Here is a 23,083-nt window from a genome sequence, read left to right on the forward strand (position 1 = left end):
GATGGACACGCCGTCGGGCCACGATCTCAACGCCGATCAGATTGCGTACTGGAATGGCCCGGCGGGCCAGCGCTGGACCGACCGGCAGGCCTCGCAGGACGTCCTGCTGGCGCCGGTCTCCGAAATCCTGATCGACCGCGCCGCGGTCAAGGCAGGCGAGCGGGTGTTCGACGTCGGTTGCGGTTGCGGCGCCATCGCCATTGCGCTGGCGCAGCGAACCGGCCCCGCCGGGCATGTGCTGGGCATCGATATTTCGGCGCCGATGCTGGCGCGGGCGCGGCAGGTTGCGCCTGCGGGCCTGCCGGTCGAGTTCGTGCTGGCGGATGCCACGGTCTTTTCCTTCGAGCCTGCCAGCTTCGATTTGCTGGTGTCGCGGTTCGGCGTGATGTTCTTCGCCGACCCCGTGCTTGCCTTCGCCAACATGCGCCGGGCGCTGAAATCGTCGGGACGGCTGGCCTTTGCGTGCTGGCGCGAGCCGCGCGAAAATCCCTGGATGATGGCGCCGCTGCAGGCGGTCTACCGGCACGTGCCAAAACTGCCGCCGCAGGGGCCGGACGATCCCGGTCCGTTTGCATTCGCCTCCGAGGCGCGCGTGCACCGTATTCTCGGCGAGGCCGGCTTTTCCGGCATCGCGATGGAGCCGTGCAACCTGACGCTCGATGTCGCGATCGGCCGCGGTCTCGACGCGGCGGTGGAGGGCGTGCTGGAAATCGGCCCGGCCCATCGCGCGCTGGAAGGCCACTCGGCCGAGGTGCGCGAAGCCGCGAAGAATTCGATCCGCGAGATGCTGGCGCCTTTCGCCAGCGGGCAGGAAGTGCGGCTCGGCGGATCGGTCTGGATCGTGACCGCAAAGGTATCTTGATAGGGTTTCGGGGGGCTCCCCGTAACCCGTAAGCGCCTGTATTTGCAGCGCTTCCTATCTGTGCATGGGGTTGTTTTCGAGGTTTTTGGTCCGGGCCCGCCTTAAGCCCGCTCCTCGAAGATCATCGCCAGATGCACGATGGTCTGCACGGCCTTCTCCATGTCCTGCACGCTGACCCATTCCAGCCGCGAGTGAAACGCGTGCTCGCCGGCAAAAATGTTGGGGCAGGGCAGGCCCATGAACGACAGCCGCGAGCCGTCGGTGCCGCCGCGGATGCTCGTCTTCACCGGCGTCAGGCCGGTACGGCGGATCGCTTCCATCGCGTTGTCGATGATTTCGGGGTGGCGGTCGATCACCTGCTTCATGTTGCGGTATTGCGGCTTGATCTCCAGCTTGCAGGTCGAATGCGGATAGTCCTGCATCACGTCCCTGACGATGCTTTCCAGCAGGGCTTCCTTCTCCTTCAGACCCTCGTCGGTGAAGTCGCGCACGATGAAGCCGATCGTGGCATGCTCCAGTGCGCCCGAAATGCCGATCGGATGCAGAAAACCCTGCCGGCCCTCGGTGGTCTCCGGCGAACAGGTGTTTTTGGGCAGCCGCTCGACGATCGCGGCCGCGATCTTGATGGCGTGCTCCATCTTGCCCTTGGCAAAGCCGGGATGGGTGCTGACGCCTTCGATTGAAATGGTGGCGCCATCGGCGGAAAAGGTCTCGTCCTCGATATTCCCCGCGGTTTCGCCGTCCATCGTGTAGGCGAAATCGGCGCCGAGCTTCTTCAGGTCGGCCTTGTCGACGCCGCGTCCGATTTCTTCGTCCGGTGTGAACAGGATTTTTATGGCGCCATGCCTGATCTGCGGGTTGTTCAGCAGGAACTGCGCGGCATCCATGATTTCGGCGAGACCGGCCTTGTTGTCGGCGCCGAGCAGGGTGGTGCCATCCGTGGTGATGATGTCGTTGCCGATCTGATCTTTCAGCGCGGGATGGTCCGCGGCGCGAATCACCTGGGTGGGGTCGGCCGGCAGCACGATGTCGCCGCCGCGATAGTTTTTGACGATCTGCGGTTTGACGTCCTTGCCGGTGCAATCGGGCGATGTGTCCATGTGCGAGCAGAAGCAGATCACCGGAACCCGCTTGTCGGTAGTGGCCGGGATCGTCGCATAGACGTAGCCATGTGCGTCGAGATGGGCGTCGGCGAGGCCCATGGCCTGCAACTCGCCGGCCAGCAGCCGCCCTAAGTCCTTTTGTTTTTCGGTCGAGGGGCAGGTGGGGGAGGTCGGGTCCGACTGGGTGTCGATCACCACATAGCGCAGAAAGCGCTCGGTCACGGTATGTGCGAAGCCTGAAGGCAAAACCACGATTTAAACCGCTGGCAGGGTCGGGAAAGCCGGGTGGAGGCAGAAGCGTCATTCCGGGGCCGTGTCGGCCGCGCCCGGAATGACGTCGTCGAAAGTCGCGTCCTGTCAGACGGCTTCCTTCAGTTCCTTGGCCGCGCGGAAGGCAACCTTCTTGCTGGCCTTGATCTGGATCGCTTCGCCGGTGGCGGGGTTGCGGCCCATGCGGGCGGCGCGCTTGCGCACCTGGAGGATGCCGAGCCCGACGATACGGACGCGTTCGCCCTTCTTGAGGTGCTTGGTGATGCGGCCGACCAGGTCGCCCAAGATGGCTTCCGCCTGCTTCTTGGACAGTTCCTGCTCTTCGGCGATCGCCGCAGCCAAATGCTTCAGCGTGACGGTGGTCGGGGTCGCTGCCTTCTTCGCCATATTTGGCCCTCCTCGATGTTGATAGCTTAAGGAAACTCAGACGTATCAGGCCTTAAACGATTCGGTGGCGAACTGACTACGCTGTTTTGCCTGCAAACAGGCCATTATTTGCATCGACATCGCAAAAATGCCCGACTTATGCGGGGATTCGCAACGACCTTGACTTGGAAGGAACGCGCCTTTATGCCGTCCTTTCTAAGCGGATCAGTCTGAGATCACGGCATCCGCGGGAGTAGCTCAGTTGGTTAGAGCGCCGCCCTGTCACGGCGGAGGCCGCGGGTTCGAGTCCCGTCTCTCGCGCCAGTATCGCTGGATTGGCGAAGCTTCATTTCCAAGACATCTCCAAGCGCAAAAAGGCCGCCCGAAGGCGACCCTTGTTCCTGCTATTCCGTGTGGAAGCCCAAACTTGCCTTGGCGGGCTTGTCTTACCAGGCCTGCCTCAGCGGACCATCGAGGCGTTGGAGCTGGTCACCGTGATCGCCTTGCCGGCTTTCACGACCTGGGCGGTCTGGCTGTAATCCGAACTGGTGCGCGCCGAGATCCCGAGCGCTGCTACCGCGATGCCGGCCACCAGGGCCACAACCACGATCTTGAGGTGGGTGGAGCGATCCGCCGAGTGAATTGAGTGGTTCATCTGAGCCTCCAGGGCGACTTTGCCGCCGCGTCGTTGGCCAGATGAGTACGCCCGCTCTGTTTCCGGATGGTTTCGTGGGTTCCGCAAAATGGTTTCGTCGGGATTTCCGGGGTATTTCGGCGGCCCGCCGGCTTGACCGGGTCGGGCGCCGAGGCGGTCGGCTGCTGAGCTCTCGCCTGACGAGATCCCCGCTGAGAGGCCATCGCTGCCGAGTTATCCCGCCGCATCTGAGGGTGGGTGGAGCCATTAAAATAGCTTGTCTTGCGCCCCTTGTTGCGCTGCGCTAAGCCTCAGAACAATTCCAATTAACGAATCTGCGGCCCCAGAAACCGCGGAATAAGGGCTCCGCCGATGACCGGCATCTTGCAGCAATATCTTCCCCTGGTGGTGTTTATCGGGGTCGCGGGCCTGATCGGTTTGGCGCTGCTGATCGCTCCCTTTCTCCTCGCCTTCCAGCAGCCCGATCCGGAAAAGCTGTCCGCCTATGAATGCGGATTCAACGCTTTTGACGACGCCCGCATGAAGTTCGACGTCCGGTTCTATCTGGTGGCGATCCTCTTCATCATCTTCGACCTCGAAGTGGCATTCCTGTTCCCGTGGGCGGTGGCGTTCGGAAAATTGGGGGCGACCGGGTTCTGGTCGATGCTGGTTTTCCTCGCCGTCCTGACCGTCGGCTTTGCCTATGAATGGAAGAAAGGCGCGCTCGAATGGGATTGAGCCCCACCGCCGCAAGACCAGGATTTGCACCGGCGATCGCGCCGGCTGCATCAGGCATTCTCGATCCCTCGACCGGCCGCCCGGTCGGGGCCAATGACCCGTTTTTCCTCGAGATCAATCACGAGCTGTCGGACAAGGGCTTCTTCGTCGCCGCAACCGATGACCTGATCACCTGGGCGCGCACCGGCTCGCTGATGTGGATGACCTTTGGTCTGGCCTGCTGCGCGGTCGAGATGATGCAGATGTCGATGCCGCGCTACGACGCCGAACGTTTCGGCTTTGCCCCGCGCGCTTCCCCGCGGCAGTCCGACGTGATGATCGTCGCGGGCACCCTGACCAACAAGATGGCGCCGGCGCTGCGCAAGGTCTACGACCAGATGCCGGAGCCGCGCTACGTCATCTCGATGGGATCCTGCGCCAATGGCGGCGGCTACTATCATTACTCGTATTCGGTCGTGCGTGGCTGTGACCGTATCGTGCCGATCGACATCTACGTGCCCGGCTGTCCGCCGACCGCGGAAGCTCTGCTGTACGGCGTGATGCTGCTGCAGAAGAAGATCCGGCGCACCGGAACCATCGAACGCTGAGAGACGCCATGACTGATCCCGCAGACATGATCGTGCCGCTGCTTCGCGAAATGCGCGCTGAAAACCTGGAGCAGCACGAGCAAACGCGAGCCTTAGTCAGGGCGCTCGACAAGCGCTTGGGCGGAGTTGAAGACGCACAGAAGAGTTACCGGCAAGCACTTACCGCCGATACTCTCCTCAGCAAGCTCGTGACGGGTGAGTTCGAGGAGCGGATCGAAGCCCTTGAAAACAAGGTGCGAGAGCTAGAGGGTCATAAGTGAGCAAACTTGCTGAGCTCGGCGAAACGATCAAGGCGTCGCTGCCAGACGCTGTTACCGGATGCACGGTGGCATTTGACCAACTCACCGTCGCGATCGAGGCGAGCAGGATCGTAGATGTCGTCAAATTCCTGCGCGACGATCCCGGCTGCCGTTTCGTCAGTTTCATCGACGTCACGGCGGTGGATTATCCGGGCCGCGAAAAGCGCTTCGACGTGGTCTATCATCTGCTGTCGCCCACACTGAACGAGCGCATCCGTCTGCGCGCGCAAGCCGACGAGAGCACCCAGGTGCCCTCGATCATCGAGGTTTTCCCCGGCGCCGACTGGTTCGAGCGCGAATGCTACGACCTCTATGGCGTGATCTTCACCGGCCATCCCGACATGCGGCGGCTGTTGACCGATTACGGCTTCGACGGTCACCCGCTGCGCAAGGATTTCCCGCTCACCGGCTTCGTCGAGGTGCGCTACGACGACCAGGAGAAGCGGGTGGTCTACGAACCCGTCCGTCTCAACCAGGAATTCCGCAAGTTCGATTTCCTCTCGCCGTGGGAAGGTGCTGATTATCCGATCCTCCCGGGCGACGAGAAGGCGGGGCCGAAAGTCTGATCATGAACGAGCAGAGTCAGAACCTTCGTAACTTCACCATCAATTTCGGGCCGCAGCATCCGGCTGCCCACGGCGTTCTGCGTCTGGTGCTGGAGCTCGACGGCGAAGTCGTCGCCCGGGTCGATCCGCATATCGGTCTCTTGCATCGCGGCACCGAGAAACTGATCGAGCACAAGACCTACCTGCAGGCGATCCCGTATTTCGACCGGCTCGACTATGTCGCGCCGATGAACCAGGAACACGCATTCTGCCTCGCGGCGGAAAAGCTGCTCGGCATATCGGTGCCGCGCCGTGGCCAGCTGATCCGGGTTTTGTACTGCGAGATCGGTCGCATCCTGTCGCATCTGCTCAACGTCACCACGCAGGCGATGGACGTCGGCGCGCTGACCCCGCCGCTGTGGGGCTTTGAAGAGCGCGAAAAGCTGATGGTGTTCTACGAGCGCGCCTCCGGCTCGCGAATGCATGCGGCCTATTTCCGCATCGGCGGCGTGCATCAGGACCTGCCGCCGAAACTGGTCGACGATATCGACGCCTGGTGCGATCCGTTCCTGCAGGTGGTCGCCGATCTCGAGACCCTGCTGACCGGCAACCGCATCTTCAAGCAGCGCAACGTCGACATCGGCGTGGTGACGCTGGCGCAGGCCTGGGAGTGGGGTTTTTCCGGCGTCATGGTGCGCGGCTCGGGTGCTGCCTGGGATCTGCGCAAGGCGCAGCCCTACGAGTGCTACGCCGAGATGGATTTCGACATTCCGATCGGCAAGAACGGCGATTGCTACGACCGCTACTGCATCCGGATGGAAGAGATGCGCCAGTCCGTGCGCATCATGAAGCAGTGCATCGCGAAGCTGCGCGCGCCGGAAGGGCAGGGACCGGTCGTCGTCGAGGACCACAAGATTGCGCCGCCCCGGCGCGGCGAGATGAAGCGCTCGATGGAAGCGCTGATCCATCACTTCAAGCTCTATACCGAGGGTTTCCACGTGCCGGCCGGCGAGGTCTATGCCGCGGTGGAGGCCCCGAAGGGCGAGTTCGGCGTCTATCTGGTCGCCGACGGCACCAACAAACCCTACAAGTGCAAGATCCGCGCGCCGGGCTTCGCGCATCTGCAGGCGATGGACTTCATCTGTCGGGGCCACCTGCTGGCTGACGTCTCGGCAATTCTCGGCTCGCTCGATATCGTGTTCGGAGAGGTCGATCGGTGATGGTGATGCCGCCCATCCAGTTTGACCGTGCTTCCGGGGCTCTCGATGGGGCCAACCTGTGGGAGCGAACGGCTGCGCTGGCGTTGGCGACCGGCTCCAAGATTTCGTCGCACTTCTCGCATCGCGGCTACAATATGTGCGCCAACCTGCTGCGCAAGACGCTGCCCGAGCGCGACATCGACATCAAGCTGAATGCGGACGCGACCTTCGCGTTTCCCTACGGCGACGGATACTGGAGCAAGCTGCTCAATCGCTCGTTCTCGTATGAAAACGAGCTCGAGCTGCTGTTTCAGCACTCCGCCGATGTCGACTACACGCTGCTCGATTGCGGCGCCAATTACGGCTACTGGTCGGTACTGGTTTCCAGCGAACCCTATGGGTCACACAAGGCGATCGCGATCGAGCCGTCGTCGCAGAATTTCGCCAAGCTGAAGAACAACGCCGAGCTCAACGGCAACCGCTTCGAGGCGATGAAGTGCGCGATCGGCGCGGCGAGGGGCACTGCCCGGCTGTCCGGCACCAAGCACGAGGCGCTCAGCATCGTCGGCGGCGACGACAGCGGTGAGGAAGTGCCTGTCATCGCGCTCGACAATCTGCTGGACGACGGCAGGGTTTCGGCCGGCGGAAAATTCCTGATCAAGCTCGACGTCGAGGGCGTCGAGATCGAGGCGATCAAGGGCGGCAAGCGGCTGTTGCAGGGCGACAGCGTGTTGCTGTGCGAGGAGCACGGCAATGATCCCCACCACACCGTGTCGCGCTACATCCTGGAACAGACCCCGCTTAAGCTGATGGTCTACGATCCGCGCAGCAATCTGCTGGAAACCGTGACCGAGCTTTCGATCCTCGACCGCATCAAGGTTTCAACCCACGTCGGCTACAACGTGTTCGGCACCGCAAGCGCTTTCTGGCACGACCGGATCAGCGCCCTGAACGCCGCGCGCCGCGCGCAATGAGAGACTGAGAGACAATGTCCGTCCGCCGCCTTGCTCCGAAGGAACTGCAGCCCGCGAACTTCACGTTCACAGCGGAAAACCTCGCTTGGGCCAAGCAACAAATCGCCAAATATCCGGAAGGCCGTCAGGCTTCCGCCGTCATACCGATCTTGTGGCGCGTCCAGGAACAGCATGAGGGATGGGTTTCGGAGGCGGCGATCCGCGCGGTCGCGGATTTGCTCGGCATGCCCTACATCCGGGCGCTCGAGATCGCGACCTTCTACACGATGTTTCAGCTGCAGCCGGTCGGCAAGAAGGCGCACGTGCAGGTCTGCGGCACCACGCCATGCCGGCTGCGCGGCGCTGCCGATATCATCGAGGTGTGCCAGAGCCGCATCCATCACGATCCCTTCCATCTGTCCAAGGACGGCAATTTCAGCTGGGAAGAGGTCGAGTGCCTCGGCGCCTGCGTGAATGCGCCGATGGTGCTGATCTGGAAGGACACCTACGAGGACCTGACCAAGGAGAGCTTCGGCAAGGTTCTGGACGGCTTTGCTTCCGGCAATCCGCCGAAGCCGGGCCCGCAGATCGACCGTCAGTTTTCCGCCCCCGTGGGCGGATTGACCACGCTGAAGGAAACGACATGAACAGGGTTCGCGCGGCCGGGCGGGGAGAACCGGTGCGATGAATAGCTGGCGCTACATCGCGATGCACACGGTTGCTGCCGCTGTGTTCATTTTCCTGCTGCAGCGCTATGCGTTGAATGCGTCGCTCGATTCAAGCCTGCTCTGGGCGCTTACCTTCGGCGGATGCGCCGCGGGCCTCGCCTACATGCAGTCCAAACGCTCCTCTTAGGAATTCACGTCATGCTCGACGACAAGGACCGCATCTTCAAGAACCTCTACGGCCTCCACGACTGGGGCCTCGAGGGTGCGCGCCGCCGCGGCGCCTGGGACGGCACCAAGGCGATCATCGACAAGGGCCGCGACTGGATCATCAACGAGATGAAGGCGTCCGGCTTGCGCGGACGCGGCGGGGCGGGATTCCCGACCGGGCTGAAATGGTCGTTCATGCCGAAGGAGTCCACCGACGGCCGGCCGAGCTATCTCGTGGTCAATGCCGACGAATCCGAGCCCGGTACCTGCAAGGACCGCGAGATCATGCGGCACGATCCGCATCTTCTGGTCGAGGGTTGCCTGCTCGCCAGCTTCGCGATGAATGCGCATGTCTGCTACATCTATGTGCGCGGCGAATTCATCCGGGAGCGTGAGCATCTGCAGGCCGCGATCGATCAGGCCTATGAGGCGAAGCTGGTCGGCAAGGACAATATCAACGGCTGGCCGTTCGACATCTATGTCAGTCACGGCGCCGGCGCCTATATCTGCGGCGAAGAGACCGCCTTGCTGGAAAGTCTCGAAGGCAAGAAGGGCATGCCGCGGCTGAAGCCGCCATTCCCCGCCAATGTCGGTCTGTACGGCTGCCCGACCACGGTCAACAACGTCGAGTCGATCGCGGTGGCGCCGGATATCCTGCGCCGCGGCGCGGCCTGGTTTGCCGCGATCGGGCGCCCCAACAACGTCGGCACAAAACTGTTCTGCATCTCCGGCCATGTCGAGCGGCCCTGCAATGTCGAAGAAGCCATGGGGATTCCGTTCCGCGACCTGATCGAGCGCCATTGCGGCGGCATCCGCGGCGGCTGGGACAATCTCAAGGCGGTAATTCCCGGTGGCTCCTCGGTGCGCATGGTGCCGGCCGACCAGATCATCGACACCCCGATGGATTTCGACAGCCTCGGCAAGCTGCGCTCCGGCCTCGGCACCGCCGCCGTCATCGTGATGGACAAGTCGACCGACCTGATCCGGGCGATCGCGCGGATTTCCTATTTCTACAAGCACGAGAGCTGCGGCCAGTGCACGCCGTGTCGAGAAGGCACCGGCTGGATGTGGCGGGTGCTGACCCGCATGGCCGAGGGCCGCGCCCACAAGCGCGAGATCGACATGCTGCTGGAAGTAACGAAGCAGGTCGAGGGTCACACCATCTGCGCGCTCGGCGACGCCGCGGCATGGCCGATCCAGGGCCTGATCGCGCATTTCCGTCACGAGATCGAGGAACGCATCGACCAGTATTCGCACAAGGCCGATGCCGACGATGCCGGCATCCGCGATCCCGCGCATATGGTAGCGGCTGAGTAGGGAGGGAGCGATGGCGGACGAACCAGACAACATTGTTCTTAAATATCTGCGTCGCTTCGATGCAAAGCTCGATCGCGTCGTCGATGAGATGCTTGACGTAAAAGTTCGACTTACGGCTGTCGAAGAGGGACTGGCAGGCGTGAACCGCAGGCTTGATCGGGTAGAGATTCGTATCGAACGCATCGAGCGTAGGCTCGATCTCGTCGACCAACCGCACTGAGATTGTAAACCGATGCCACAATTGGCAAGGTGAGAAAGACTTGAGGCAATGACCAAACTCATCGTCGATGGCAAAGAGATCGATGTCCCCGCGGACTTCACGCTGCTGCAGGCCTGTGAAATGGCGGGCGCGGAAATCCCGCGCTTTTGCTACCATGAGCGGCTGTCGATCGCGGGCAATTGCCGGATGTGCCTTGTCGAGGTGAAAGGCGGCCCGAAGCCGGTGGCAAGCTGCGCCTGGGCCGTTCGCGATTGCCGTCCCGGTCCGAAGGGCGAGCCGCCGGAAATCTCGACCCGTTCGCCGATGGGGACGAAGGCGCGCGAAGGCGTGTTGGACTTCCTGCTGATCAACCATCCGCTGGACTGCCCGATCTGCGATCAGGGCGGCGAGTGCGACCTGCAGGATCAGGCGATGGGCTACGGCGTCGACACCAGCCGCTTCGCCGAAAACAAGCGCGCGGTTGAGGACAAATACCTTGGCGCGCTGGTCAAGACCTCGATGAACCGCTGCATCCAGTGCACGCGCTGCGTCCGCTTCGCGGCCGATGTCTGCGGCGTGCCGGAAATGGGCGCTACCGGGCGCGGCGAGGACATGGAGATCACCACCTATCTGGAGTCGGCGCTGACCTCGGAACTGCAGGGCAATCTGGTCGATATCTGCCCGGTCGGTGCGCTGACCTCGAAGCCCTATGCCTTCGCGGCGCGGCCCTGGGAGCTCGGCAAGACCCAGTCGATCGACGTAATGGATGGCGTCGGCTCGGCGATCCGGGTCGATACCCGCGGCCGCGAGGTGATGCGGATCCTGCCGCGCGTCAACGAGGCGGTGAACGAGGAGTGGATTTCCGACAAGACCCGCCACATCGTCGACGGCTTGCGCACCCAGCGGCTCGACCGGCCCTACATCAGGGAGAACGGCAAGCTGCGCGCGGCGTCGTGGGCGGAAGCATTCGGCGCCATCGCGGCCAAGGCCGGCCGCATCGACGGCAAGCGGATCGGCGCCATCGCGGGCGATCTCGCCGCGGTCGAGGAGATGTTCGCGCTGAAGGAACTGCTGGCGAAATCCGGCTCCACCAATCTGGCGGTGCAGGGCGGCGACGCCTTCGATCCCGGGGCTGGTCGCGCGTCCTACATTTTCAATCCGACCATTGCCGGCATCGAGCAGGCCGACGCCTTGCTGATCGTAGGGTCCAACCCGCGCAAGGAGGCCGCCGTCCTCAACGCGCGTATTCGCAAGCGCTGGCGCTCCGGCCAGCTCAAGATCGGCGTGATCGGCGCCAAGGCCGATCTCACCTACGAATACGACTATCTCGGCGCGGGCACGGATTCGCTCAGCGAACTCGCCGCCGGCAAGCACGCCTTCGCGAACGTGCTGAAGGGTGCCAAGAAGCCGATCGTGCTGGTCGGTGCCGGCGTGGCCGCGCGCCACGACGGGGCGGCGGTTCTCGCCGCCACGGCAAAGCTCGCGCTCGATGTCGGCGCGGTCACAGGCGACTGGAACGGATTCGGAATCCTGCACGACACCGCCTCGCGGGTCGGCGCGCTCGACATCGGCTTCTCCTCCGGCGCAGGCGGCCTCACCGCGGCGCAGATGACGACATTCGGCACGCTCGATGTCCTGTTCCTGCTCGGCGCCGACGACATCAAGGCGCCTGACGGCACCTTCGTGGTCTATATCGGCACCCACGGCGACCGCGGCGCGCATCGCGCCGACGTCATCCTGCCGGGATCGGCCTATACCGAGAAGTCCGGCATCTACGTCAACACCGAGGGCCGGGTGCAGATGGCCAACCGCGCCGCGTTCCCGCCGGGCGAGGCGCGCGAGGACTGGGCGATCGTCCGCGCGCTGTCGGATGTGCTTGGAAAGAAATTGCCTTGGGATTCGCTGGCCGCGTTGCGGCAGGCGATGTTCAAGGCCGTGCCGCATCTGATGCGCATCGACCAGATCGAGGCCGGCAAGGCCGACGACATCAAGAAGCTGGCGGGCAAGGGCGGCAGCGTCGAGAAGGCGCCGTTCAAGACCGTCGAGGATTTTTACCTGACCAACCCGATCGCACGCGCGTCAGCGATCATGGCGGAATGTTCCCGCCTGGCCTCCGGGCAAATGCTGACGGCGGCGGAGTGAGCTGATGGCTGAATTTTTCGCAAGCGGATTCTGGACCGGCTTCCTGTGGCCGCTGATCATCATGATCGCGCAGAGCGTCATGCTGCTCGTCATTCTACTGGTCGCGATCGCCTACATCCTGTTGGCCGACCGCAAGATCTGGGCGGCGGTGCAGATCCGGCGCGGACCCAACGTCGTCGGCCCCTGGGGCCTGTTCCAGTCCTTCGCCGACCTCTTGAAGTTCGTGCTGAAGGAGCCGATCATCCCGTCCGGCGCCAACAAGGGCGTGTTCCTGCTGGCGCCGCTGGTGAGCTGCGTGCTGGCGCTGGCGGCCTGGGCGGTGATCCCGATGGATCTCGGCTGGGTGATCTCCGACATCAATGTCGGGGTGCTGTATATCTTCGCGATCTCGTCGCTTTCGATCTACGGCATCATCATGGCCGGCTGGTCGTCGAATTCGAAATACCCGTTCCTGGCGGCACTACGCTCGGCGGCGCAGATGGTCAGTTACGAAGTCTCGATCGGCTTTGTGATCATCACGGTGCTGTTGTGCGTGGGCTCGCTGAACCTGTCGGCCGTGGTCGAGGCGCAGCACACCCGTGGCCTTGCGACCCTGATCGGCCTGCCGCAGCTGACGATCCTGAACTGGTATGTCTGGCCGCTGTTCCCGATGTTCGTGATTTTCTACGTCTCGGCGCTGGCGGAAACCAACCGTCCGCCGTTCGATCTGGTGGAAGCCGAATCCGAGCTGGTCGCGGGCTTCATGGTCGAATACGGCTCGACGCCGTATCTGCTGTTCATGCTCGGTGAGTACGTCGCGATCACCACGATGTGCGCGCTGGCGACGATCATGTTCCTCGGCGGCTGGCTGCCGCCGATCGACGTCGTGCCGTTCACCTGGGTTCCCGGGGTGATCTGGTTCACGCTCAAGGTTTTTTTCATGTTCTTCCTGATTGCGATGGCGAAGGCGATCGTGCCGCGCTACCGCTACGATCAGTTGATGCGGCTCGGCTGGAAGGTGTTCCTGCCGCTGTCGCTGGCGATGGTGGTGATTGTGGCCGGCGTGCTGCATTTCGCCGGCATCGCGCCGAAATGAGGTCGCTATGAGTGTAAACATCAACGCAACGGCCCGCTCGCTCCTGCTGACGGAATTCGTCTCGGCGTTCTTTCTCGCGATGCGCTATTTCTTCAAGCCGAAGCCGACGCTGAACTATCCGTTCGAGAAGGGGCCGATCTCGCCGCGCTTCCGCGGCGAGCATGCGCTGCGCCGCTATCCCAATGGCGAGGACCGCTGCATCGCCTGCAAGCTGTGCGAGGCGATCTGTCCGGCGCAGGCGATCACGATCGAGGCCGGCCCGCGCCGTAACGACGGCACCCGCCGTACCGTGCGCTACGACATCGATATGGTTAAATGCATCTATTGCGGATTGTGCCAGGAGGCCTGTCCGGTCGATGCGATCGTCGAGGGACCGAATTTCGAATTCGCGACCGAGACCCGCGAGGAACTCTATTATGACAAGGCGAAATTGCTCGCCAATGGCGACCGCTGGGAGCGCGAGATTGCGAAATCCATCGAACTCGATTCGCCGTACCGGTGAGGTGAGGGCATGATCCTTCCAGCCCTGTTCTTCTATCTGTTCGCCGGCGTCTGTGTCGCCTCGGCGGTGATGGTGATTGTGTCGCGCAATCCCGTGCACTCCGTGCTGTTCCTGATCCTGGCCTTCGTCAACGCCTCCGGCCTGTTCATCCTGATGGGCGCCGAATTCCTCGGCATGATCCTGGTCGTGGTCTATGTCGGCGCGGTCGCCGTCCTGTTCCTGTTCGTGATCATGATGCTCGACGTCGACTTCACCGAGTTGCGCGAGGGATTCCTGGAATACCTGCCGTTCGGCCTCGTGATCGGCGCGATCTTCCTCGCCGAGCTGCTGCTGGTCGGTGGCGGCTGGGTCATCAATCCGAATGTCGTCAAATCGGCTACGTCGACGATCCCGGCCAATATCAGCAATACCGAGGCGCTCGGGCTCGTGCTCTACACCCAGTACATTCATTACTTCCAGATCGCCGGCATGGTGCTGCTGGTGGCGATGATCGGTGCGATCGTGCTGACGCTGCGCCACAAGGTCAGCGTCAAGCGGCAGGACATCAACGTGCAGAATGCGCGGACGCCGGAGCTCGCGATGAGCGTGCGCACGGTGGCGTCGGGGCAGGGCCTGCAGGACGCGGACGCGCCGGAGTGGGTGAAATGACCATCGGTCTCGGACATTACCTCTCGGTCGGCGCGATCCTGTTCACGCTCGGGATCCTCGGCATCTTTCTAAACCGCAAGAACATCATCGTCATCCTGATGTCGATCGAGCTGATCCTGCTCGCGGTCAACATCAACCTGGTGGCGTTCTCGACCTTCCTCGGCGACATCGTCGGGCAGGTATTTGCGCTGCTGGTGCTCACGGTGGCCGCGGCGGAAGCTGCGATCGGGCTTGCGGTGCTGGTGGTGTACTTCCGCAATCGCGGCTCGATTGCGGTCGAAGACGTCAATCTGATGAAGGGTTAACGCGTCACATGATCCAGGCAATCGTCTTTCTGCCGCTGATCGGCGCTGTACTCGCGGGCCTGATCGCTATCTTCGGTGCGCATGCGCGCAACCCGAGCGGCGATGTGGTCGAGCATCACGATGATGGCCATGGTCACGGCGCGCATGCGTCGGATGTCCATGACGACCATGACGACCATGGCCATGACGACCATCACGCGGCCGAACCGCCGGCGGCGGGGTCGCGCGCTGCCGAATTCATCACGACCGGATTGCTGCTGGTGTCCGCCGCGCTTTCCTGGGTCGCTCTGGTCGACGTCGGCTTCATGCACCATGACGTGCGCATCGCGCTGTTCACCTGGATCAATTCCGGCGACCTGCAGATCGCGTGGGCGCTGCGGGTCGATACGCTGACTGCCGTGATGCTGGTGGTGGTCAACACCGTGTCGTCGCTCGTGCACCTCTATTCCATCGGTTACATGGACGAGGATCCGCACCGGCCGCGGTTCTTTGCCTATCTGTCGCTGTTCACCTTCGCGATGCTGATGCTGGTGACCTCGGACAACCTGGTGCAGCTGTTCTTCGGCTGGGAGGGCGTCGGCCTCGCAAGCTATCTGCTGATCGGGTTCTGGTACCAGAAGCCGTCGGCGAACGCCGCCGCCATCAAGGCCTTCGTGGTCAACCGGGTCGGCGATTTCGGCTTTGCGCTCGGCATCTTCGCGATCTTCATGATGATCGGCTCGACCGATTTCGAGACCGTCTTCGCCGGCGCGCAGGGGCTGACCGGCAAGACCATCGACTTCTTCGGCTGGCACGCCGATGCGCTGACGCTGATCTGCCTGTTGCTGTTCATGGGCGCGATGGGCAAATCGGCCCAGTTCCTGCTGCACACCTGGCTTCCGGACGCCATGGAAGGCCCGACGCCGGTCTCGGCGCTGATCCACGCCGCGACCATGGTCACCGCGGGTGTCTTCATGGTGGCGCGGCTGTCGCCGCTGTTCGAACTCGCGCCGAACGCGCAGGCCGCGGTGATGTTCTTCGGCGCCACCACGGCGTTCTTCGCCGCAACCGTCGGGCTCGTGCAGAACGACATCAAGCGTATCGTGGCGTATTCGACCTGTTCGCAGCTCGGCTACATGTTCGTGGCGATGGGGGCGGGGGCCTATTCGGTCGGCATGTTCCATCTGTTCACGCACGCCTTCTTCAAGGCGCTGCTGTTCCTGGGCTCAGGCTCGGTGATCTATGCGATGCATCACGAGCAGGACATCCGCAACATGGGCGGGTTGAAGGACAAGATTCCCTTCACCTACATCGTGATGGTGATCGGCACGCTGGCGCTGACCGGATTCCCGCTCACCGCGGGCTATTTCTCCAAGGACGCGATCATCGAATCCGCGTTCGTCTCGCACAATCCGTTCGCCTTCTACGGTTTCCTGATGACCGTGATCGCGGCGGGCCTGACCTCGTTTTATTCATGGCGTCTGATCTTCAAGACCTTCCATGGCGAGCCGCACGATCGGAAACACTATGAGGCCGCGCACGAGGCGCCGTTGTGGATGCTGGTCCCGATCGGCATTCTCGCCGCCGGATCGATCCTCGCCGGCTTCCCGTTCAAGGAGCTGTTCGCCGGTCATGGCGTGGCGGAATTCTTCCGCGATTCGCTGAAGATGCATCCCGGAATCATCGACGAGATGCACCACGTGCCGCAGGCCATCGCGTTCCTGCCGACGGTCATGATGGCTTTGGGCTTCGTGGTGTCGTGGCTGTTCTATATCCGGCGGCCCTACCTTCCGGTGGAACTCGCCAACCAGCACCGGATGCTCTACCAGTTCCTGCTCAACAAATGGTACTTCGACGAGCTCTACGATTTCATCTTCGTCCGGCCGACCAAGTGGCTCGGCCGCTTCCTGTGGAAGAAGGGCGACGGCTACGTGATCGACGGTTTCGGGCCCGACGGCGTATCGGCGCGGGTGCTCGATGTCACCCGTAATGTGGTGAAAATCCAGACCGGCTACCTCTATCACTACGCCTTCGCGATGCTGATCGGGGTCGCCGGTTTGATCACCTGGTTCATGTTCGGCGCGGGGGCCCATTGATGACTACCTGGCCCATTCTTTCGGTCGTCACCTTCCTGCCGGTGGTCGGCGCTCTGCTGATCTATCTCAGCCGCGGCGACGATGAAGCGGCGCGGCGCAACGCGCGCTGGATCGCGCTGTGGACCACGCTGATCACCTTTGCAGTGTCACTGATCCTGGTGTGGCGCTTCGATGCCGCGCAGCCGGATTTCCAGTTCGTCGAGAAGGCGCAGTGGCTCGCCAGCGGCATCACCTATCACATGGGTGTCGACGGCATTTCGCTGCCGTTCGTGATCCTGACCACCGCTTTGATGCCGTTCTGCATCATCGCGAGCTGGAAATCGATCACCCAGCGGGTGGGCGAATACATGATGGCGTTCCTGCTCTTGGAAACGCTGATGATCGGCACCTTCTCCGCGCTCGATCTCGTGCTGTTCTATCTGTTCTTCGAGGGCGGACTGATTCCGATGTTCCTGATCATCGGGGTGTGGGGCGGACCGCGCCGGGTCTATGCCTCCTTCAAGTTCTTCCTCTACACGCTGCTCGGCTCGGTCCTGATGCTGCTGGCGATCATGGCGCTGTACTGGAACGCCGGCACCACCGACATTCCGACCCTGATGCACACGGCGGTGCCGCGCAATCTGCAGACCTGGGCGTGGCTGGCGTTCTTCGCTTCCTTCGCGGTGAAGATGCCGATGTGGCCGGTGCACACCTGGCTGCCGGACGCGCATGTCGAGGCGCCGACGGCGGGCTCGGTGGTGCTGGCCGCGATCCTGCTGAAGATGGGTGGCTACGGCTTCCTGCGCTTCTCGCTGCCGATGTTCCCGCTGGCCTCGCATGATTTCGCGCCGCTGATCTTCGGGATGTCGGTCATTGCCATCATCTACACCTCGCTGGTGGCGTTGATGCAGGAGGACATCAAGAAGCTGATCGCCTATTCGTCGGTCGCCCACATGGGCTTCGTCACCATGGGCATTTTCGCCGGCACCACCCAGGGCGTCGCCGGCGGCGTGTTCCAGATGGTGTCGCACGGCATCGTTTCGGGCGCGCTGTTCCTCTGCGTCGGCATCGTCTACGACCGCATGCATACCCGCGAGATCGCGGCCTATGGCGGCCTGGTCAACCGGATGCCGCTCTACGCCGTCGTGTTCATGGTGTTCACCATGGCCAATGTCGGTCTGCCCGGCACTTCCGGATTCGTCGGCGAGTTCCTGACGCTGGTCGGAACCTTCAAGGTCTCGATCCCGACGGCGACCGCGGCAACGCTCGGCGTGATCCTGTCGGCGGCCTATGCGCTGTGGCTCTATCGCAAGGTCGTGTTCGGAAAGCTGACGAAGCCGTCACTGGCCAGCATCAAGGATCTCACCTTCCGCGAGAGCCTGATCCTGCTTCCGCTGGTATTTCTCACCATCCTGTTCGGCGTCTATCCGAAGCCGGTGCTCGATATGTCGGCGGCCTCCGTGCAGCAACTCGTCAACAACTACAACACCGCGATCACTGCCGTGAAGGCAGCCGCGCTGCTGCAGTAACCCATAGCGTTTTCGAGCGAAGTGGGAACCGGTTCGCGTAAAGAAAACGCGTCAAAAAGGAAAGAGGCTTGGTTCTGATTTATCAGAACCGAGCTAGGATTAGGACAGCGCGCCATGAGCTTTGAGAGTGCAGGATATCAACTGCTGCCCGTGCTGCCGGAACTGGTGCTGGCGGTCGGCGCCATGGCGCTGCTGATGCTGGGGGCCTATGGCAAGGAGACGACCAGGCTCGTCACCGGCCTTTCCATTGGCCTGCTGGTGGTCGTGGGCGCGCTGGAGCTGATGCTGCCGGCGGGCAAGCTGACCACGTTCGGCGGCAGCTTCATCGTCGACGATTTTGCCCGCTTCCTGAAGGTCCTGGCGCTGATCGGTTCGGCGGCGACGCTGATCCTGTCGGCGGAATTCCTGGCCGATCCGTCGCGACGGATCTTCGAATATGCGATCCTTGTGCTGCTCTCGACGCTCGGCATGATGGTGCTGATCTCGGCCGGCGACCTGATCATGCTCTATCTCGGCCTCGAGCTGATGAGCCTCGCGCTCTACGTGGTCGCCGCCAGCAACCGCGACAACGCCAAATCCACCGAAGCCGGCCTGAAGTACTTCGTGCTCGGCGCGCTGTCGTCGGGCATGCTGCTGTACGGCGCCTCGCTGATCTACGGTTTTACCGGCACCGTCAGTTTCGCCGGAATCGCCACGGCCGCCAAGACCGGCAGCATCGGCATCGTGTTCGGGCTGGTGTTCCTGCTGGCCGGGCTTTGCTTCAAGGTCTCCGCGGTGCCGTTCCACATGTGGACGCCCGACGTCTATGAGGGCGCGCCGACCCCGGTCACCGCATTCTTCGCCTCCGCGCCGAAGGTCGCTGCCCTGGCGGTATTCACCCGCGTGGCACTCACTGCCTTTCCGGGCATCGTCTCGGAGTGGCAGCAGATCGTGGTGTTCGTGGCGATCGCCTCGATGGTGCTGGGATCGTTCGCCGCCATCGGCCAGACCAACATCAAGCGCCTGATGGCCTATTCGTCGATCGGCCATATGGGCTTTGCGCTGGTCGGCCTTGCCGCCGGCACCGTCGAGGGCGCGCAGGGCGTCCTGGTCTATATCTCGATTTACGTCGCCATGACGCTCGGCACCTTCGCGGTGATCCTGACCATGAAGCGCAACGGCCAGCACGTCGAGAGCATCCGCGATTTCGCCGGGCTGTCGCGCACCAACCCGCTGCTGGCGTTCTTTTTTGCGATGCTGCTGTTTTCGCTGGCCGGCGTTCCGCCGCTGGCGGGATTCTTCGGCAAATTCTATGTGTTCTTGGCCGCGATCAAGGCCGGCCTGTTCACGCTCGCGGTGATCGGCGTGATCGCCAGCGTGATCGGCGCCTATTACTATCTCACCATCATCAAGGTGATGTATTTCGACGAGCCGCTGGCCAAGCTCGACCCGATGCGGATGGAATTGCGCACGGTGCTGGCGGTCGCGGGCCTCTTCAACATCTTCTTCTTCGTCTATCCGGGGCCGCTGGTCAGCGTGGCGACGTCGGCGGCGAAGTCTCTGTTTTAAATGGCTTTCAAGCTCGGTCCGCGAGCCATCTCGGCGGGCTACCGGCTCGCCGCTTTCGACCAAATTGGCTCGACCAATACGGAAGCCATGGCGCGGGCGCGCGAGGGCGAGTATGGTCCGATGTGGTTCGTTACGTCGGAGCAGACGGCCGGGCGCGGACGACGGAATCGCCCCTGGATCGCTCCGCGCGGAAATCTTGCGAGCAGCATCCTCGAAGTGATCGATGTGGCGCCTGCGGTCGCGGCGACGCTGGGGTTTGCCGCAGGATTGGCGATCGGGACGGCACTGCAAAAAGTTAGCATCGAAGCATCGCTGAGGTCGGCGGGATCGGAACATATGACGTTTTCGCTGAAATGGCCCAACGACGTCCTGGCCGGGGGAAAGAAGCTCGTCGGCATCGGGCTGGAAGCCGAGGCCGTGCCGGGTGACCGGTTGGCCGTCGTAGTCGGCATCGGCACCAATGTCGTAGCCGCGCCCGAGGGCACGCCGACCCCGGCAACTTCGCTGGCGGCGATCGGCGTTCATGTCGGCGCCGAGGACCTGTTCGCCGAACTGTCGGATGCCTGGGCCGAGACCCGCGGCATCTGGGACAATGGCCGGGGTTTTGATGAAATCCGGCGGCTGTGGCTGGAGCGCGCGGCCGGGCTGGGCCAGCCGGTCGCGGTCCGGGCAGGCGCCGGCACCGTTGAAGGAATATTCGATACCATCGACGAGCAGGGCTGCCTGATCATCCGCAAGGCGGATGGCCACCGGGTCTCGATCTCGGCCGGCGACGTCCATTTCGGCTCGACAGCATCGGCGGGGGCGGTCTGATGTCGCGTCCGGACGAACTGACCTTTGCGCCGCTCGGCGGCGTCGGCGAGATCGGCATGAACCTGTCGATCTATGGCCTCGGCAACCGCCATCAGCGCTCCTGGCTGGCGGTCGATCTCGGCGTCTCCTTCGGCGACGAGGAGCATCTGCCGGGCATCGACCTGATCATGCCGGACATCCGCTTCCTCGAAAAGGAGCGGAAGAACCTGGTTGGCCTGGTGCTGACCCATGCCCATGAAGATCATTTCGGCGCCATCATGGACCTGTGGCCGAAGCTGAAATGCCCGATCTACGCGACCCAGTTCAGCGCCGCTCTGTTCGCGGCCAAATGCGCTTCCGAGCGCCATCCGCCGAAAATCCCGGTCACCGTGGTGCCTTCGGGCGGCCGCATCGACATCGGCCCGTTCAGCGTCGAATTCATTCCGGTGGCGCATTCGATTCCGGAGTCCCACGCGCTGGCGATCCACACCTCCGCCGGCACCGTGCTGCACACGGGGGACTGGAAAATCGATCCGACGCCGATCATCGGCGTGCCGACCGACGAGCGGCGGCTCCGCGAACTCGGCGATTCCGGCGTGCTGGCGCTGATCGGCGATTCCACCAATGCGGTGCGGGAAGGGCGCTCGCCGTCCGAACTGGAGGTCGCCAAAACCATCACCGAACTGGTGAAGGCCGCCAGGGGCCGAGTTGCGGTGACCACCTTCGCCTCCAACGTCGCGCGGCTCCGTGCGGTTGCTGACGCGGCAAAAGCCTCCGGACGCGAGGTCGTCGTGGTCGGCCGCGCCATGGAGCGGGTCGTGCAGGTGGCGCGCGAGACCGGCTATCTGGACGGCGTGCAGGCTTTCCGCGGCGCCGATCTCTACGGCCATTTCCCGCCGGACAAGGTGCTGGCGCTGTGCACCGGGAGCCAGGGCGAGCCGCGCGCGGCGCTGTCGCGCATCGCCAATGACGACCATCCGCAGGTCACCTTGAACAAGGGCGACTGCGTGATCTTTTCCTCGCGCACCATTCCCGGCAACGAAAAGGCGGTGGGCGGAATCATCAACGGGCTGATCACGCAGGGCATCGAGGTCATCACCGACCGCACCCATCTCGTCCACGTCTCCGGCCATCCGCGCCGCGACGAGCTGCGCGACATGATTTCATGGGTGCGTCCGCAGCTGCTGATCCCGGTTCATGGCGAGGCGCTGCATCTGTTCGAGCACGCCAAGCTGGCGCGGGCCGCGGGCGTGCCGAAAGTGCTGATCTGTCGCAACGGCGACCTGGTGAAATTGGGACCGGGCGATTCCGGCGTGATCGAGGAGCTGCCGTCCGGGCGGCTCTACAAGGACGGCTCGATTCTCGAGGATTCCAAGTCGCGCGCGGTGGTCGAGCGCAAGAAGCTGGCCTTTGCCGGCTGCGCCTTCGTCGCCTTTGCCGTGACCGACAAGGGCGAGTTGGCCGACGATCCCGAGGTCGAGCTGGTCGGCATTCCCGAGAGGAATACCGCCGGCGAGGAAATCGACGAGATCGTCTTCGACGTGGTGGTGACGACCATTGAGGGGCTGCCGCGGGCCAAGCGGCGCGACCCCGACGCGATGGCTGAATCGGTGCGCCGCGCGGTGCGCGCCGCGATCAACCAGCATTGGGGCAAGAAGCCGCTGTGCTACGTTCACGTTCTGACGGTTTAGGAAATCAAGGCGGAGGGGTGCCATGCTGGGCCGGCTCAATCATGTGGCGATCGCGGTCAAGGACGCCGAGAAGGCCGCCAAAATCTACGGCGCGGCGTTCGGGGCGGAGATTTCCGCCGCGGTGCCGCTGCCCGAACATGGCGTCATCACCGTGTTCGTGACCCTGCCCAACACAAAGATCGAATTCATCCAGCCGCTCGGCGAGGCCTCGCCGATCGCGAAATTCATCGAGCGCAATGCCGATGGCGGCATCCATCACATCTGTTACGACGTGCCCGACATCATCGCGGCGCGCGACCGGCTGATCGAAGAGGGCGCGCGCGTGCTTGGCGACGGCGTGCCGAAGATCGGCGCGCACGGCAAGCCGGTGCTGTTCCTGCATCCGAAGGATTTTTCCGGCGCGCTCGTCGAAATCGAACAGAACTGAGATGGCCTATACAATCTCAACCGCGCTGGCGATCTACTTCGTGTTGTGGTGGATCGTGCTGTTCGTGACGCTGCCGTTCGGCGTCCGCAGCCAGCATGAAGACGGCGGCGGCCCGCCCGGCACCGACCCCGGCGCGCCGATCGCAACCAGGATGGGCCGCAAGCTGATCTGGACCACCGTGATCGCGGCGGTCGTCTATGGCATCGGCATGCTGGCCTATCGCGCCGGCTACCTGAACATCGAGCGGCTGTCGAATTTGATGGGCGTGGCGTTTTAGTCTGGGAGGCATTTGCGAGCGATCTCACCATCTTCAGTCGTCATCCCCCGCGAAAGCGGGGGACCCAGTACGCCGCGGCTTCTCGGTCAATCACAGCCGTCTCTGGAATACTGGGTCGCCCGGTCAAGTGCCGGGCGATGACAGCC

The 23,083-nt window shown here is 63.2% G+C and carries 26 protein-coding genes and 1 tRNA gene; 24 read left to right on the forward strand and 3 right to left on the reverse strand.

Going from position 1 to position 23,083, the window contains the following annotated elements:
* The first annotated feature begins 1 nt into the window (after position 1).
* A complete protein-coding gene (locus Q7U29_RS27500; RefSeq protein WP_304746752.1) occupies positions 2 to 862 on the forward strand; it encodes a class I SAM-dependent methyltransferase in 861 nt (286 codons plus the stop codon).
* 101 nt (positions 863 to 963) lie between these two features.
* Here the strand turns inward: Q7U29_RS27500 and pepT are convergent, their stop codons facing one another.
* Together pepT and Q7U29_RS27510 are read right to left on the reverse strand one after the other, a co-directional pair.
* The gene (gene pepT, locus Q7U29_RS27505; protein WP_370691843.1) at positions 964 to 2,211 is read right to left on the reverse strand and encodes a peptidase T; all 1,248 of its coding nucleotides are present in this window, start codon (positions 2,209 to 2,211) and stop codon (positions 964 to 966) included.
* Between the two features lie 111 nt (positions 2,212 to 2,322).
* A complete protein-coding gene (locus Q7U29_RS27510) occupies positions 2,323 to 2,622 on the reverse strand; it encodes an HU family DNA-binding protein (protein ID WP_304746755.1) in 300 nt (99 codons plus the stop codon).
* A gap of 226 nt (positions 2,623 to 2,848) precedes the next feature.
* Here Q7U29_RS27510 and Q7U29_RS27515 point away from each other — a divergent pair.
* Positions 2,849 to 2,925 (forward strand) — tRNA-Asp (locus Q7U29_RS27515).
* A gap of 136 nt (positions 2,926 to 3,061) precedes the next feature.
* Here the strand turns inward: Q7U29_RS27515 and Q7U29_RS27520 are convergent.
* Positions 3,062 to 3,256, reverse strand: a complete 195-nt coding sequence (locus Q7U29_RS27520; protein ID WP_304746757.1) for a hypothetical protein — start codon at positions 3,254 to 3,256, stop codon at positions 3,062 to 3,064.
* Between the two features lie 351 nt (positions 3,257 to 3,607).
* Between Q7U29_RS27520 and Q7U29_RS27525 the strand changes: the two genes are divergently transcribed.
* The 22 genes from Q7U29_RS27525 to Q7U29_RS27630 all read left to right on the forward strand — a co-directional run bounded on the left by Q7U29_RS27525 (position 3,608) and on the right by Q7U29_RS27630 (position 22,937).
* Entirely contained in the window at positions 3,608 to 3,973 is a 366-nt protein-coding gene (locus Q7U29_RS27525; protein ID WP_304746759.1) for an NADH-quinone oxidoreductase subunit A, read from the forward strand.
* Positions 3,964 to 4,560 carry an NADH-quinone oxidoreductase subunit B family protein gene (locus Q7U29_RS27530; protein ID WP_304746761.1) on the forward strand — a complete coding sequence of 199 codons (597 nt, stop codon included), beginning with the start codon at positions 3,964 to 3,966 and terminating at the stop codon, positions 4,558 to 4,560. Before Q7U29_RS27525 ends, Q7U29_RS27530 begins: the two co-directional genes overlap by 10 nt.
* A gap of 8 nt (positions 4,561 to 4,568) precedes the next feature.
* Positions 4,569 to 4,820: a hypothetical protein gene (locus Q7U29_RS27535; protein WP_304746762.1), complete on the forward strand. Its 252-nt coding sequence runs from the start codon at positions 4,569 to 4,571 to the stop codon at positions 4,818 to 4,820.
* Entirely contained in the window at positions 4,817 to 5,425 is a 609-nt protein-coding gene (locus Q7U29_RS27540) for an NADH-quinone oxidoreductase subunit C (RefSeq protein ID WP_304746764.1), read from the forward strand. Before Q7U29_RS27535 ends, Q7U29_RS27540 begins: the two co-directional genes overlap by 4 nt.
* Positions 5,426 to 5,427: 2 nt before the next feature.
* Entirely contained in the window at positions 5,428 to 6,624 is a 1,197-nt protein-coding gene (locus Q7U29_RS27545; protein ID WP_304746766.1) for an NADH-quinone oxidoreductase subunit D, read from the forward strand.
* On the forward strand, positions 6,624 to 7,577 hold the full coding sequence (locus Q7U29_RS27550) for an FkbM family methyltransferase (RefSeq protein ID WP_304746768.1): 954 nt from the start codon (positions 6,624 to 6,626) through the stop codon (positions 7,575 to 7,577). Before Q7U29_RS27545 ends, Q7U29_RS27550 begins: the two co-directional genes overlap by 1 nt.
* A 14-nt stretch (positions 7,578 to 7,591) precedes the next feature.
* Positions 7,592 to 8,203 carry an NADH-quinone oxidoreductase subunit NuoE gene (gene nuoE / locus Q7U29_RS27555; RefSeq protein WP_304746770.1) on the forward strand — a complete coding sequence of 204 codons (612 nt, stop codon included), beginning with the start codon at positions 7,592 to 7,594 and terminating at the stop codon, positions 8,201 to 8,203.
* A gap of 37 nt (positions 8,204 to 8,240) precedes the next feature.
* Positions 8,241 to 8,411 (forward strand): hypothetical protein, encoded by a 171-nt coding sequence (locus tag Q7U29_RS27560; RefSeq protein ID WP_304746772.1) that lies wholly within the window; start codon positions 8,241 to 8,243, stop codon positions 8,409 to 8,411.
* 11 nt (positions 8,412 to 8,422) lie between these two features.
* Positions 8,423 to 9,748, forward strand: coding sequence for an NADH-quinone oxidoreductase subunit NuoF (gene nuoF, locus Q7U29_RS27565; RefSeq protein WP_304746774.1), 1,326 nt, complete (start codon positions 8,423 to 8,425; stop codon positions 9,746 to 9,748).
* Positions 9,749 to 9,758: 10 nt separating this feature from the next.
* Positions 9,759 to 9,968, forward strand: coding sequence for a hypothetical protein (locus Q7U29_RS27570; protein WP_304746776.1), 210 nt, complete (start codon positions 9,759 to 9,761; stop codon positions 9,966 to 9,968).
* A gap of 48 nt (positions 9,969 to 10,016) precedes the next feature.
* Positions 10,017 to 12,089, forward strand: coding sequence for an NADH-quinone oxidoreductase subunit NuoG (nuoG, locus tag Q7U29_RS27575; protein WP_304746778.1), 2,073 nt, complete (start codon positions 10,017 to 10,019; stop codon positions 12,087 to 12,089).
* A 4-nt stretch (positions 12,090 to 12,093) separates the two neighbouring features.
* On the forward strand, positions 12,094 to 13,164 hold the full coding sequence (gene nuoH, locus Q7U29_RS27580) for an NADH-quinone oxidoreductase subunit NuoH (protein ID WP_304746780.1): 1,071 nt from the start codon (positions 12,094 to 12,096) through the stop codon (positions 13,162 to 13,164).
* 7 nt (positions 13,165 to 13,171) lie between these two features.
* Positions 13,172 to 13,666 carry an NADH-quinone oxidoreductase subunit NuoI gene (gene nuoI / locus Q7U29_RS27585; protein ID WP_304746782.1) on the forward strand — a complete coding sequence of 165 codons (495 nt, stop codon included), beginning with the start codon at positions 13,172 to 13,174 and terminating at the stop codon, positions 13,664 to 13,666.
* Between the two features lie 9 nt (positions 13,667 to 13,675).
* Positions 13,676 to 14,314 carry an NADH-quinone oxidoreductase subunit J gene (locus Q7U29_RS27590; protein ID WP_304746784.1) on the forward strand — a complete coding sequence of 213 codons (639 nt, stop codon included), beginning with the start codon at positions 13,676 to 13,678 and terminating at the stop codon, positions 14,312 to 14,314.
* Positions 14,311 to 14,619 (forward strand): NADH-quinone oxidoreductase subunit NuoK, encoded by a 309-nt coding sequence (gene nuoK, locus Q7U29_RS27595; RefSeq protein ID WP_029584477.1) that lies wholly within the window; start codon positions 14,311 to 14,313, stop codon positions 14,617 to 14,619. The genes Q7U29_RS27590 and nuoK overlap by 4 nt, the downstream gene beginning before the upstream one ends.
* An 8-nt stretch (positions 14,620 to 14,627) precedes the next feature.
* Entirely contained in the window at positions 14,628 to 16,694 is a 2,067-nt protein-coding gene (gene nuoL / locus Q7U29_RS27600) for an NADH-quinone oxidoreductase subunit L (protein ID WP_304746786.1), read from the forward strand.
* On the forward strand, positions 16,694 to 18,202 hold the full coding sequence (locus tag Q7U29_RS27605) for an NADH-quinone oxidoreductase subunit M (protein WP_304746788.1): 1,509 nt from the start codon (positions 16,694 to 16,696) through the stop codon (positions 18,200 to 18,202). Before nuoL ends, Q7U29_RS27605 begins: the two co-directional genes overlap by 1 nt.
* Before the next feature lie 114 nt (positions 18,203 to 18,316).
* Positions 18,317 to 19,750, forward strand: coding sequence for an NADH-quinone oxidoreductase subunit NuoN (gene nuoN, locus Q7U29_RS27610; RefSeq protein ID WP_304746790.1), 1,434 nt, complete (start codon positions 18,317 to 18,319; stop codon positions 19,748 to 19,750).
* Positions 19,751 to 20,563 carry a biotin--[acetyl-CoA-carboxylase] ligase gene (locus Q7U29_RS27615; protein ID WP_304746792.1) on the forward strand — a complete coding sequence of 271 codons (813 nt, stop codon included), beginning with the start codon at positions 19,751 to 19,753 and terminating at the stop codon, positions 20,561 to 20,563.
* Positions 20,563 to 22,233 carry a ribonuclease J gene (locus Q7U29_RS27620; RefSeq protein WP_304746794.1) on the forward strand — a complete coding sequence of 557 codons (1,671 nt, stop codon included), beginning with the start codon at positions 20,563 to 20,565 and terminating at the stop codon, positions 22,231 to 22,233. Before Q7U29_RS27615 ends, Q7U29_RS27620 begins: the two co-directional genes overlap by 1 nt.
* A 22-nt stretch (positions 22,234 to 22,255) precedes the next feature.
* Positions 22,256 to 22,660 (forward strand): methylmalonyl-CoA epimerase, encoded by a 405-nt coding sequence (gene mce / locus Q7U29_RS27625; RefSeq protein ID WP_304746796.1) that lies wholly within the window; start codon positions 22,256 to 22,258, stop codon positions 22,658 to 22,660.
* Between the two features lies 1 nt (position 22,661).
* Positions 22,662 to 22,937, forward strand: coding sequence for a DUF1467 family protein (locus tag Q7U29_RS27630; protein ID WP_304746798.1), 276 nt, complete (start codon positions 22,662 to 22,664; stop codon positions 22,935 to 22,937).
* Positions 22,938 to 23,083: the final 146 nt, after the last annotated feature.

This window comes from Bradyrhizobium sp., assembly GCF_030654605.1.
In the GTDB taxonomy this organism is placed as follows: domain Bacteria; phylum Pseudomonadota; class Alphaproteobacteria; order Rhizobiales; family Xanthobacteraceae; genus Bradyrhizobium.